At 41.3% G+C, this 12,781-nt stretch carries 9 protein-coding genes and 1 pseudogene; 6 read left to right on the forward strand and 4 right to left on the reverse strand.

Annotated elements, in window-relative coordinates:
• Nucleotides 1-105 precede the first annotated feature (105 nt).
• On the forward strand, nt 106-615 hold the full coding sequence (locus ACEYW6_RS17760; protein ID WP_190899594.1) for a HugZ family protein: 510 nt from the start codon (nt 106-108) through the stop codon (nt 613-615).
• A 45-nt stretch (nt 616-660) separates the two neighbouring features.
• Nucleotides 661-1,545 carry an alpha/beta fold hydrolase gene (locus tag ACEYW6_RS17765; protein WP_412980757.1) on the forward strand — a complete coding sequence of 295 codons (885 nt, stop codon included), beginning with the start codon at nt 661-663 and terminating at the stop codon, nt 1,543-1,545.
• Nucleotides 1,546-1,583: 38 nt separating this feature from the next.
• Here the strand turns inward: ACEYW6_RS17765 and ACEYW6_RS17770 are convergent.
• Nucleotides 1,584-2,009, reverse strand: a pseudogene (locus ACEYW6_RS17770) (hypothetical protein); the annotation flags it as partial.
• A gap of 115 nt (nt 2,010-2,124) precedes the next feature.
• Here ACEYW6_RS17770 and rnhA point away from each other — a divergent pair.
• On the forward strand, nt 2,125-3,033 hold the full coding sequence (rnhA, locus tag ACEYW6_RS17775) for a ribonuclease HI (protein ID WP_412980758.1): 909 nt from the start codon (nt 2,125-2,127) through the stop codon (nt 3,031-3,033).
• A gap of 79 nt (nt 3,034-3,112) precedes the next feature.
• Here rnhA and cruG read toward each other — a convergent pair whose 3' ends face one another.
• Nucleotides 3,113-4,348: a 2'-O-glycosyltransferase CruG gene (gene cruG / locus ACEYW6_RS17780; RefSeq protein ID WP_412980759.1), complete on the reverse strand. Its 1,236-nt coding sequence runs from the start codon at nt 4,346-4,348 to the stop codon at nt 3,113-3,115.
• Nucleotides 4,349-4,534: 186 nt separating this feature from the next.
• Entirely contained in the window at nt 4,535-5,446 is a 912-nt protein-coding gene (cruF, locus tag ACEYW6_RS17785; RefSeq protein ID WP_412980760.1) for a gamma-carotene 1'-hydroxylase CruF, read from the reverse strand.
• 517 nt (nt 5,447-5,963) lie between these two features.
• On the opposite strand from cruF, the gene ACEYW6_RS17790 reads away from it, so the two are divergent.
• The 3 genes from ACEYW6_RS17790 (at nt 5,964) to ACEYW6_RS17800 (ending at nt 8,774) form a co-directional block, all read left to right on the forward strand.
• Nucleotides 5,964-7,049 (forward strand): ABC transporter substrate-binding protein, encoded by a 1,086-nt coding sequence (locus ACEYW6_RS17790; protein ID WP_412980761.1) that lies wholly within the window; start codon nt 5,964-5,966, stop codon nt 7,047-7,049.
• 68 nt (nt 7,050-7,117) lie between these two features.
• Complete coding sequence (locus ACEYW6_RS17795; protein ID WP_412980762.1) at nt 7,118-8,014, forward strand: ABC transporter permease; 897 nt, start codon at nt 7,118-7,120, stop codon at nt 8,012-8,014.
• A 55-nt stretch (nt 8,015-8,069) separates the two neighbouring features.
• Nucleotides 8,070-8,774 carry a Uma2 family endonuclease gene (locus ACEYW6_RS17800; protein WP_412980763.1) on the forward strand — a complete coding sequence of 235 codons (705 nt, stop codon included), beginning with the start codon at nt 8,070-8,072 and terminating at the stop codon, nt 8,772-8,774.
• Nucleotides 8,775-9,041: 267 nt separating this feature from the next.
• Here the strand turns inward: ACEYW6_RS17800 and ACEYW6_RS17805 are convergent, their stop codons facing one another.
• Nucleotides 9,042-12,725 (reverse strand): response regulator, encoded by a 3,684-nt coding sequence (locus ACEYW6_RS17805; protein ID WP_412980764.1) that lies wholly within the window; start codon nt 12,723-12,725, stop codon nt 9,042-9,044.
• Nucleotides 12,726-12,781 lie beyond the last annotated feature (56 nt).

Consider the following 12,781-nt stretch of genomic DNA (forward strand, 5'->3'; position numbering starts at 1 on the left):
AGCCAAATCTTTGGCATTCCATGCATAGGTATAGCCCGTCATAGACATCGCTCAATCACGTTAGGATACTTAATTAGGTGTTCCTAATCAAACGGTAATTTACTTATGAGCCAACTTGAAAACATTCAAGCTGAGTACGAAAAGTTTCCTGAAGAATTTGAGAGTGTCATCATTAGCACCGTCAGTGCCCAGGCAATACCCAATGCTAGTTATGCTCCCTTTGTAATGGATGATTCCAAGAACATCTACATTTACGTCAGTGGTCTTTCGACTCATACCAAAAATATCTATGCCAATCCTCATGTTAGCGTCTTGTTTATTGAGGATGAAGCTAAGAGTAATCTAATTTTTGCCCGTCGTCGTTTGAGTTTTGATTGTACGGCAACTTTGATAGAGCGTGAAACTGACAAGTGGAATCAAATGGTTGAGCAATTTCAAAGGCGGTTTGGTCAAATTATCGAAGTTTTGCGCGGCTTGTCTGACTTTCGGATTTTCCAGCTAATTCCTAGTGAAGGTCGTTTTGTAGTTGGTTTTGGCGGAGCTTATCACATCAGTGGTGATAACCTCAATCAAGTTGTTCAAATCACAGGAGATAGTAACCAAAAGCAAGAATGAATTATAAATTATCACTGTTCTTATTAAACTATAGTTTTTAATTTTATGCTTCAGTTTCAACCTCCTGGTTTTGGACATAAAGTCATCCATACATCCTTGGGGGCGATGGTTTACTATACCCAAACGAATGCACCTTGGGCGATCGCTGATACTGAAGATTTACCTCCACTACTGTTTCTCCATAACTTTGGTGGTGGGGCATCTGCGTATGAATGGTCTAAAGTTTACCCGGCTTTTGCTTCTGGTTATCACATTTTAGCTCCCGATCTAATCGGCTGGGGAGAATCGGCTCATCCAGTCCGGGATTATAAAATTAGGGATTATCTCAGCACGATCGCAGAGTTTATCATCGAAACTTGTCGCCAGCCAGTGACCGTGGTAGCCTCGTCTCTAACAGCCGCTTTTGCTATCCGCCTAGCTATTGTTCAACCCAATTTATTCAAAGCACTGTTTCTGGTGTCCCCCTCTGGATTTGATGATTTTGGGCAGGGTGCTGGACGCAGACTTCCGCTTTCGGTGATCAATACGCCTCTGTTGGACAATTTTATTTACATGCTTGGTGCTGAAAATGAAATTGCAGTCCGAAATTTTTTACAAAGTTTTCTGTTTGCCAAGTCACAACGACTATCTCAAGAAATGGTGGAGGCTTATTTAACCTCTGCACAGCAGCCTAATGCCAAGTTTGCCGCTTTGTCATTTTTGCGGGGCGATCTTTACTTTGACCTGAGTTTATATATTAAGCAACTGACAATTCCCACGGTGATCTTTTGGGGAGAAAAGGCACAATTTACCAACATCAAATTAGGAAAACGCTTGGCAAATTTAAATACAAGTGCAATTCGAGATTTTTATGCGATCGCAGATGCAGGAGTATTACCTCATTTGGAAATACCAGAAGTTTTCATTGGTCTATTGCAGCGATATCTTTAGGAGTTATATAGCGGTTCCCATTCAGATACGGTACAACATTACATCACCCGTAGGGGCACGCAGTCCCAATTGGTGTCAACTTCAGAAGATAAAGCCCAAATTTGTTGGGTGTAAGCGTCAATCTGTCGATGGCGCTTACGCCTGGTTTTGACTAATCCAAAAAGCTTTTGACACTCAACAAGATAGAGAACAGCGTCAGTGGCATCACCACTTAGAATAGCTTGAAAAATACGGGTATAAACACGAAAAGCCATCACCGTAGAAATCAGGACTAGGGGTTGATTCAAAGCGATGCCTACGGCGGTAAACTACGCCACATCAATACATAATTGATTGAGAACAGCATAAAAAATCCAAGTAGCCAGAATTTGGATTTGTACGTCGTTCGTATCACCGACCCAGATATAAGCCAAACCCAAAAGTCGTTTTGTCAGGAGAAATGCATCTTCAACGCGCCAACGTCTTTACCTTAGCTGGAGTGCGAACCAGTATAATAGCCTGGATCTTCTTTAAAAAATTCGCAGCTAATCACTCTTCCCTTAGCGTCCTTAGCGTCCTTAGCGGTTCGATACCCTAACCATGTCCACTCAACCCACAATCCAAAGCATATACACCGATGGTGCTTGCACCGGAAACCCTGGCCCTGGTGGTTGGGGTGTTGTCGTCTATTTCAGCGATGGCTCAATCCACGAAATGGGTGATGCATCGCCTCATACCACCAATAATAAAATGGAAATGCAAGCTGCGATCGCAGCCCTACAATTCCTGCAAACATCTCAACAAGCTGAACCGATCATCCTTCATACGGATAGCGAATACTTGATTAATTGCGTTACCAAGTGGGTGAAAGGCTGGAAAAAGAAAGGCTGGAAAAAGTCAGATGGTAAACCTGTCCAAAACCAAGAGCTTTTGGAGACTCTCGATGAACTCAATACCCAACAAGTAAAATGGCAACACGTTAGGGGACATTCTGGTAACATAGGTAACGAACGTTGTGATGCGATCGCTCGCACCTATGCCAGTGGCAAAATTCCTTCGCTACAACAATTAACTCCTACAAATTTTTATAAATCTTTACCTTCCACAAATGAACTAAATGTAGCAAAAGTAGCTGATTATGAAAAAAACTCTCGAATAACTAACCAAAGTCCGCAAGAAATCAGTACTTCTGCACCAGAAATAACCGTTATGGAACCATCAACTGGCCCAAGTGCGGCCGCAACCGATGAAAAACCGCCAGAAATGAGGGTTTCGCAACTCCGCAGCTTGGTTGAAACTCTGCGTATCGCTGACGAAATTTCTGAAAAAGGCTATTTAATCACCAGTTCTGAGTTAGCAGACTTGATGGATGTCCACGCCAGCGCTGTTACCAGTCGAGGAGATCAATGGCGCTGGCGAAACTGGATAGTATCACGGGTACGCCGTGAAGGGAATCAAATTCTTTGGGAACTAGAACGCGGGGATCAAATAGGAGGTGAAGAGGAGTAGGGAGTTTAGTAGAAGTGAAGAGTTAGGAGTGAGGAGTGAGGAGTTGAAAATCCATAACTCATAACTCATAACTCACCACTCATAACTCACCACTATACTTCCGTCCCCGCCACTCGCGTGGCTTACGGAACGCAGATAAGAAGATTCGCAGCACAGCTAAGGGATCAGCCAAAGGAGAAAGCCAGAATAACCAGCCGCCTTTTGCACTTTTGCGATCGTAAGAAGGTGCGATCGCAATTAGCATAGCAAAGCGAATCACCACCAAGAATAAATTTAGTCCCAGTAAGAGCAGTGGGGGAGTGGGTAGAGAGGCGATTGATCGCGTCTGTAGCGAGTAAGAAAGTGGAGGAGAAATCAACACAAAACTCAGGACTATTAAAAGAGGTAGACCTTGAACAGATGTGAGTAACCATAAATCTCCCCACAACTGGGAACGAGAAGTTGCATCTTTGAGATCGAGACTGCGCCCCCATTCCTTCCACGTCTCCATCGCTCCTTCATACATCCGTACCTTCAGCACTTTTGCACCATCTAAAAAGCCCACCTTATACCCTTGAGCAGCAATATTTCGTGCCAAAGTGACATCATCACAAAAAGAACCACTCGCACTACTATAGCCACCCACAGCAGCTAAAACGGAGCGGCGGCACAAAAAACACTGCCCATTTGCCATCACCCGTTCTGGCTGCTCTGTATTGATCCCAGCGGGGTCAAATCGGTAAAGCAGAGTCATCAACAAAGCTGGTTGTAGCCAGCACTCCCCTGGATATTTGAGAATGAACTGGGGTGAAAGGGAAACGAGGTCATAGCCCTGTGCTTCGGCCGTCTTCACCAAACCAGCAACCAAACCAGGATGCGGTTGGATATCAGCATCTAGCCCAAGAAACCACTGACTACCCTCAGAGCTATATAGAAAACCGTTATGCAAGGCCCAAGGACGACCCACCCAACCAGATGGTAAGGGGTCATCTGTCATCACGCGAAAGCGCGGATCTTTTTGCTGTGTCGCTTTTACCAAGTCTGGGGTGCCATCACTAGACTTGCTGTCTACAACAATAATTTCCCGAACTTCGTAGCTTTGCTGACTCAAACCAGCCAACAGAGGGCTAATACGAAGCGCCTCGTTCAGAGTGGGAACGACGACGCTAACCTTACCCAAAAGCTCCGGTGTCGGCTGTTGCGGTTCTATTGGAGGATGCCGTCTTGGCCCCTTTAGCAAGCGCGAAAACAGAATCGCCGTTGCTGGTACTTGGATAAGTAGCAATAAAAGGGAAATGGCGCTTTCTACTATCAAAGCGTTGTCTACTGTTGTCAAAATACTTATCAATTAAAATCGCGGCTATACAAAACAAATGGGCATTGAGGATGGGAAAGAGGCAGACGGGCAAAGTTTCGCTCAGTGACCAGGGGAAGGATTACAGAGGAGAGGAATTTTCCCCCTGCTCCCTGCTCCCTGCTCTCTGCTCCCCACTCTCTACTCCCCACTCCCCAATCTATAGGCTTATTTCAAGGCAACTTTAACGCTTCTTGCCACTGAAACTTCCTTGCTTGCTGGTTCAACAGCAACTGGAGTGGCTGTGGTTGAACTGCTTAACCACAGCGCCACAGCGGGAGCCACACCAAGAAGTAAGCCGAGCAACACAGGGATGGAGAATCCAGCGGCCAAGCTTAATCCGGCGGCGAAGGCAAAGTTAGTTAAATAAACGACTAAGGGTAGATTAAGTTGCGATCGCTCTAATTTAATCGAAGTGTTTCTCCACAACAATCCTGCCACACTCATAAACAGGGCGCTAGTGCCAAACCAACCTGCATAGTTCTGGTAAGGTGTCCCAAAGAAAGCTCCTGGTTGTTCCCAATACCAAAAAGGCAGAGAAGTTTGACTCATCGCTGGCTCAAGGGCAAAATCCCAGCAAGTGAAGAGTAAAGCACCAACGGCTATAGCCGCAATATGGCGTCCCCAACTGGGTTTTTGAGCCACTTTCAAACCAGTTCTCGCAATTAAATACGACGACAGCCCAACATAGAACCAAGATAAAGGAATAGTGAAAGGAACTAGCCCCGCAATCTTATAACCCAAGCCACTCAAGTAGCTATAATCTCCAAATGGAAAACCTGTGCTGGTTCCAAGTAGTTCACTCCCCAAGGAGATAAACATAGCCGGCAGCATAAATGCTAGCCAAGTTCCCAATCCCAACGTTCGGTAGGCATAAATAGAGACAGCTATTGTCCCCAAGATGATATCAACTACACCGCCACCTGCCATACTTAACTGTACGGCAGTTTCTCCAACCTGCGATAAGTTGAAAATTATTTCGGCATTAGGCACGACCAGTAGCATCCCTACCAGTCCAAAGGCTTTTGACACGATATGACCAATGAGGCATACGCGTTCAGCAATAACAAGTTGTCTCATGATAATTCCTTAACAAGATGTGACACGCGGCTACTCGGCTGCTAACAGTTTACAAATGTTTAACAACATATTTAACTACTTTGTGCCGCAATTCTCTACAAACTTGTTTGGCTTTCTTGGGAAGAGCATAACAGCCTATTGATTGAAGCTATAAGAAATATGATGATAGATTTACTAGTCTAAGCTATATAGTCAAAATCTACATAATTTCATCTGCAAAAACTTCTGGTTTGTTGTTCCATTGATACCCGTATGTTAAAAAACCCCTTCCATGCAGGGATCTCATGGAGGCAGGACAACCATCATAAGATTACCCAAGCCCTAAAGTAAAATAAAGTCTTTAGCTAACTCCTACAGAAGCCCTACATCTCACCCGTTTGCGTAGCGGTGACCATAGGGGAAGGAAAGGGGTGCGTTTGATAAGTGTGAAGAATGACACATTTAACCCAAAAAATCACGCCAAGGGCTACTAAGTATACCGTAATCTAGAGGTTGTCGATGAACAACTTCTAACTTAATGACTAACAGACGCCAATTTTTAAAAGGGGTGGCAGCACTTTCTAGCTTATCTTTAGCTGGTTGTGGCTGGAAGCTGGCTGAAGTACGTGCTAATTCTAATAGTTCTGGTCAACGTGATCAACTTTATATCTTTACCTGGACACAATATACTGACAACCAATTACTGAAAACTTTTAACACCCAAACCGGCATGAAAGTGCTAGCGGATGTATATGATTCCAATGATGTCATGCTGGCTAAGTTCCAAGCTGGAGGTGGTGGCACTTACAGCATCATTTACCCATCCGATTACATGGTGCAGAAGATGGTAGACAAAGGTTTATTAACAGAAATAAATCACGATCGCTTAATTGGTCTAGAGAATTTATTTCCCCGGTTTCAGAATCCTAGCTATGACCCTAATAACCGATATAGTATCCCTTTTAACTGGGGGACAACAGGTTTACTTTACAATTCCGAAAAACTCAAAGATGCACCACAAGACTGGGATTACCTTTGGCAAAACCAAGGGCAACTTAATCAGCGGATGACTTTGCTTAATGATGTTCGAGAAGTGATGGGTGCGACGTTACGAATGCTAGGTTATTCTTACAACTCAAAAAATGAACAAGAAATCAAACAAGCTTATGAAAAGTTGAAGATGCTAAAACCTGCGATCGCCCGTTTTGACACCGACGCTTGGCAAAATCAAATTCTGGCAGGAGATTTACTATTGGCAATGTGCTATTCAGCAGATGCGGTGAGAATCTCTCAAGAAAACCCTAAACTCAAATATGTAATTCCTCGCAGTGGTTCTTCATTATGGACAGACACTATTGTAATTCCGAAAACAGCCCCTAATCAGGCTGGAGCCTATGCTTGGATTAACATGATTCTGCAACCAGAATTAGCGGCCAAAATCAGTCAGCGCCTGAGTATTTCTACGCCTAATAGAGCTGGATTTGAGCAATTGCCAAGAACAATACAAAACAATACTAATTTATTTCCCTCAGAGTCGCTTTTAGCAAATTGTGAACGTGTTACTCCTGTGGGAGAATTTGAAGAGGTTTATGAGCGCTATTGGACTCAATTAACTAGCGGCTAAAATAATTAGGAATTAATAATTTGGAGAGACGGGATTAATTGCGTCTGTACAGGAGTTAGGAGTTATAAATGGTTAATTTTCAAAAAAGTGATATTTCTAAAATAGAAGAATTGCATCGCCCACGAGCGAATTGGCTCCAACCTTTGCTATTACTTGCACCATCTGGAATTTGGTTATTACTTTTGTTGGTGCTGCCAACTCTGATAATTTTCGAGTTAAGTTTAGTTGCAGACATCAGACCAGGAGATTTGGTCAATCCCAACGGATTCAAAAACTACATCCGCATATTTGACCCCCTTTACATACAAGTAATTGGGCGATCGCTATTTTTTGCCTTTGGCACTACAATAATTTGTTTAATTTTAGGCTTCCCTGTCGCCTATTGGATTGCTCAGATAGCTCCGCAGCGTTGGCGTAATTTGCTGCTATTAGGCTTTATATTGCCTTTGTGGACTTCCTCCTTACTTCGCTCCTATGCTTGGATTACAATTCTTCGTCCAACTGGTTTATTGAACAGTTTACTCAGCAATTTGGGCTTGCCTACTTTGGAATTACTTAACCAGAGTCAAGCTGTATTTATTGGCATGAGTTACAGCTTGTTACCCTATATGGTTTTGATTTTATATGCTTCTCTCGAAAAGCTAGACAAGCGGTTACTAGAAGCGGCGGCTGATTTAGGTGCAAATCCGGTAGAAACTTTTTACCAAGTAACCGTACCGCAAATTTTGCCTGGAATTGCGGCTGCTTCTATGCTTGTATTTATCACAGGTTTGGGGGATTTTGTTGATCCAGAATTACTTGGTGGCGCTTCTAGTATGACGGCAGCGCGGTTAGTTTATAACCAGTTTCTGGGAGCAACGCAAAATTGGGGATTTGGTTCAGCTTTGAGTATGACGTTAATTTTGCTTGTTAGTATTGCGATCGCACTTTTAATTAAGTTTGGCGAGGCTGCACCCAAACGCTAAACTTTTGGTCACTCAATTTATAATAAGGGCATCAAACGCCAGCGAGACAACGGTTATGCTCTCACCTGATCTCAAAAATGCGTTACCAACTACTGATGAACTTCCCTGTTCAGACGATACACCAGTGGATAACGAGGATCAAAATTTTTTGCCCAACATTTTACTCTTCTTACTCAACTCCATTTGGGCAAATCGCATGGATTGGTACTTCGGAGTAGATATGGGAGTTTATCACACCACAGGAGTAAATCCTAGAGTACCTGTAGTGCCAGATGCTTTTTTAAGTGTAGGAGTAGAACGGAAAAAGGGTGGTAAATCGCGTAAAAGTTATGCGGTTTGGGAAGAAAATGACATAGTTCCAATATTCACATTAGAAATGGTATCCCACACCCCAGGAGGTGAATACGACGAGAAGCTAGATATATATAGAAAACTCGGTGTATTGTACTACGTAATTTATAACCCTGAGTTTTGGCGACGCGACCAACATCAACCCTTTGAAGTGTATAAGTTGATAGATGGAAACTACCAACTACAAATAGGTGAACCTTATTTTCTGCCAGAGGTGGGGTTAGGTATTGGGCGACACCAAGCTGTAATTGCCGGGATACAACAGGAGTTTTTATGTTGGTATGATCAGCAAGGAAATCGCTATTTGACAGATGCAGAACAGGCTGAACAGGAGCGACAAAGGGCTGAACAGTTAGCGCAGTATTTACGTTCTCTAGGTGTAGATCCAAATAATCTACCTAGTAATTAAGACGATCAGCCTTATTAGCTTCATCTAAAGATATTTTAAGTACTTCCTCCCAGGATTCTAATTTATTAATAACTCTTCGAGGCAAAGTGGCGTAAATAACAGGAAAATTAGGATTAGCTGTTGCCTCAAATCCTAACTGTCTGATTCGTTGAGCGACTGGGTTAACGGTAGCTTGGTTTTCTCCCTTTCTCTCCACGATGTGGTATAACTTAGCTTAAACTTCCACTGATAACTTGCTGATAGTACCCAATTGAAATAAGATTAATTTTAATGATGTGCCACCATAAATAAAGGGTTTAAATCATCTGTATTACTGTTAATTAAACTCTTAATTGTAGAAAGAAATTCATGCTCTAAATAAGGCTTGGTCAAGTAAGCTTTTGCACCCAATTCTTGAGCAAGCTGACGATGTTTTTCAGCACTGCGAGAAGTGAGAATCACTACAGGTATTTTTGCTAAATTTGGGTACTGGCGGAAATTACTCAACAACTCAAAACCATTCATTCGTGGCATCTCTAAATCGGAGACGACAACTTGAATTTCAGGATGCAAATGTAACTTTTCTAGAGCTTCTACACCATTTTGAGCTTGTATTACTTGATAGCCAGATTTTTGCAGAGTGAGAGAAAGAGTTTGGCGCAGACTAATTGCATCATCTACTACTAAAACAACTTTTGGCGATTTATTATCTAGCTTTTGAGAATAACTGGGTTGGGTTTCTATAGGTGATTTATTATCTCGTTCTTGAGAATAACTGGGTTGGGTTTCTATAGCTGTTGTGGAAGTAGATGCAGCAAGTAATGGTGTAGATGACAAAGTATCTCCCGATATCGCCAAGGCTTTTTTATTTGAGGAAGAAGCTGAAGTTACTGGTAGCGCCATGATATCAAGTGTTGTTTGTTGGCTTTCGCTAGACTTTACCAGCAGTGAAGCATCAATCACTAAGATAAGATTGCCATTGGCTAAACTACTACAACCATAAATGTATTTTGGCGGTGCGATCGCATTTCCTAAAGGTCTAATTACCAGTTCTTGTTCACCAATTATTTGGTCAACTTCTAAAGCAAATATTCCCTGATTTCGTCGTAGTAAAAGCACTGGATTTTTCGCTACGCTTGGATCGTGAATATTTGATGTGTTGTATGGAGTACCACTATTAAAGAGTGAGCCATTATAATCAATCAATTTTGAAAGTTGACGGATGCTGACCATAGTCTCATCATTGTCTGTGTTCCAATGCAAGACTTTTTTTCCTTCGATTTCTTTAATCTGCTGATCAGAAGGAATCAATATTTTTTCGATACTGTCTAAAAGAAGGGCATAAACAACACCTTTGGCTTGAACTAGCATTAATTTTTCTGTAGTCATAGAAAAAGGAATTTTGAGTATGAATATTGTTCCTTGATTGGGCAAGGATTGAACTGAAATTGAGCCGTTGAGTGCGTGCATTTGAGTACGCACAATATCTAAACCCATACCGCGCCCAGAAATTTCACTCACTTTATTAGCAGTAGAAAATCCAGGCGAAAATATCAAATCTAAAAGTTCAGTATCAGACAGATTAGAACCATAGCTTCTAATTTTTTCTTCAGTTTGTATGGGATAAAATTCAACAGCTTTTCTGCGAATTCTATCTAAATTCAATCCCTGACCATCATCTCGAACTTCGATAACAGTTTGGCTACCCTGATGATAGGCGCAGATTTCGATTAAACCTTGTTCTGGTTTACCAAGCTCTCTGCGAACATGTGGAGCTTCAATACCGTGGTCAAAAGCATTACGCACCAAGTGTAATAACGGGTCGTAAAGCTTTTCTGCGATCGCTTTATCTACTAGTACCTCAGTACCAGTAAGTTTCAATTCTACAAGTTTGGCATGAACATTCCCCAACTTATTTACCATGTGGGGGAAACGATTTAGTATATTGCCCAAAGGCGACATTCGTGCTTCGACTAAGCTATCTATAATATTAAGAGTTAAATTCTCTTGTTTGTCACTAATTTGAGCAGCTTGTGTCACGAGTAAGTCAAGAGACTCTGTAGTTTCTTGTAGTTGCAGTGTCTCTTCTATTGCTTCGTGCAATGTCATCTGAAATTCTGTATATACATCCATTTCTAGAGAGTCAAACTTCACTGCAAAATTTTGTGTTTGTTGTGAGTTAATATTTTGTATTTGTAATGGTAAATCACGTAATTCATTTAAAGTTCTTTGGTGTCTACCAAGTTGCTGTATTAATTGCTCAATTATTTCTTTGACTTGTTCATCTTGCAAACTACGCCGTTTTTGGTAAATCAGCAATTCTCCAGCTAGATAATTGAGTTGTTGTAGTCTCTCGGTATCTACTCGAATAAATGAAGGTTGGCGAAAAGTTTTAGTTTGAACATACTGTGATTTATCTTCTATTTCTTTATTGATTTGTGTAGCTAAATCAGGCATGACTTCAATAGCTGTTTCAGAAATATCTGCAACTACCTGCTCACCAACAGTTAATGAATCAAGCTTTTCTGAAGAATCATCAGTTTGGGTAGTCACGACTTCAGCAGCAATATTTTGGCTAGCTTCTTCTCCCCATATTGCTTCTAGTAGGTTATCAGTTGCTTGAGAAGATAGAGACTTAGATATTTCTTTAAGAATTAGCAGTGTTTGTAAGTTGGGACTATCAAGCCAATTCTTCTCTTTGCTGGTAACAGGAGGATAATTTTTATATTCTTGTGCTAATGTATGAATTCTATTTTGTAATATTTTAATTACTGAGAGATAGCTGTCAGATGGTTTAATAGAATATTGAAATTTTACAACTGCAAATAGGATGATTAAGATGATACCACGTCGATAAATACAAAGACTTTGACTATCTTCTTTATCTTGCACGAAATCAAGAAAACTTTTCAGCCAGGTTTCGATATAATTAAGTAAGCTTTTTCTTTCTAATGTGGGAACTAACAAAGTCAAACTTAGTTCTGGTTCTGGTATTTCCATCTGGTGATTAAACCAGCCATAAATGTAGCGAATTACTTTTAAATAAAACTTGGCAGTTGTTGGGTTGACAGATTCATTTTTATTGTTATCGGATGTAGTGAGAAACTGGTAAAATTGTTCCTCATTCAGGGTAAACATTCCAGCAGATAAATTATTTTGCAATTCTCCAGATAACTCATTATTTGTGGCTGTCGTGAGTTTTCGCAAATCTGGAGAAGTTTCTCCGCCAGATGTGCGATCGCCTGCTAGTACTAATTGTTGTGCTTGTTGCAAATCTGCAAGGGCAATTTCTGCAATTTGCTGCACCTGAGTAGGGTTTGCTTGCAGCGCTGACAAGATTGTTTGAGAAATTTCTCCCAATCCAGGTAAATTTAAAGATTCTGCTAAACCGAGAAACACCTCAGCTTGAGAGTGTAAGAATTCGATAAAATCGTCATTATTTGGTGGATTGTTAACAGCTTCAACAATACTGTTTAGCCGTTGTTCTACTCCCACTTCAAAAACGGATTGTACAATATCAAATCCCAATTCTTCAGAAGTGGGAATATGAGACTCAGCACCAAAAGCATCACCTAGTTTTTCTTGTAACTGTGCAAACACTGAAGTCGCTCGATGTATTAGTTCTTCGTCATTAACAGTACTACCTATTAATTCGGTATTTAATGCTATGCTAAGACACTCATAAGCTTGTAATAAAAGTGTTTGTAATTCGGCATCAAATACCACGTTTGGATTATATAGAGCCTTAAATACATCTTCTAAAAAATGGGCTATCATCTTAATTACTTCTAGCCCAACATTAGCAGCACCACCTTTAAGTGTATGAGTAGCACGCATTAAATTGTGAACTTTAGCAGTACTATAACCTTCCGATAAGCTAAATAGTTCTTGCTCAATAATTTGGACTAATTCCGGGGCTTCAGCTAGAAAATAGATGTATCCTTGTTCTCGAATTTCTTTATCTGTAATCATAATTAGGGAGTGGGGAGTTAGGAGTTAGGAGTTAGGAGTTGATAAAGTAATTGATT

It is taken from the genome of Nostoc sp. UIC 10607 (genome assembly GCF_047228265.1).
GTDB lineage: Bacteria > Cyanobacteriota > Cyanobacteriia > Cyanobacteriales > Nostocaceae > Nostoc > Nostoc foliaceum_A.

Coding starts and splice junctions, on each gene's coding strand:
- ACEYW6_RS17795 (WP_412980762.1), top strand. CDS start 7,118: ATGGTTAATTTTCAAAAAAGTGATATTTCTAAAATAGAAGAATTGCAT.
- cruF (WP_412980760.1), bottom strand. CDS start 5,446: ATGAGACAACTTGTTATTGCTGAACGCGTATGCCTCATTGGTCATATC.
- ACEYW6_RS17790 (WP_412980761.1), top strand. CDS start 5,964: ATGACTAACAGACGCCAATTTTTAAAAGGGGTGGCAGCACTTTCTAGC.
- rnhA (WP_412980758.1), top strand. CDS start 2,125: ATGTCCACTCAACCCACAATCCAAAGCATATACACCGATGGTGCTTGC.
- ACEYW6_RS17765 (WP_412980757.1), top strand. CDS start 661: ATGCTTCAGTTTCAACCTCCTGGTTTTGGACATAAAGTCATCCATACA.
- ACEYW6_RS17800 (WP_412980763.1), top strand. CDS start 8,070: ATGCTCTCACCTGATCTCAAAAATGCGTTACCAACTACTGATGAACTT.
- ACEYW6_RS17760 (WP_190899594.1), top strand. CDS start 106: ATGAGCCAACTTGAAAACATTCAAGCTGAGTACGAAAAGTTTCCTGAA.
- ACEYW6_RS17805 (WP_412980764.1), bottom strand. CDS start 12,725: ATGATTACAGATAAAGAAATTCGAGAACAAGGATACATCTATTTTCTA.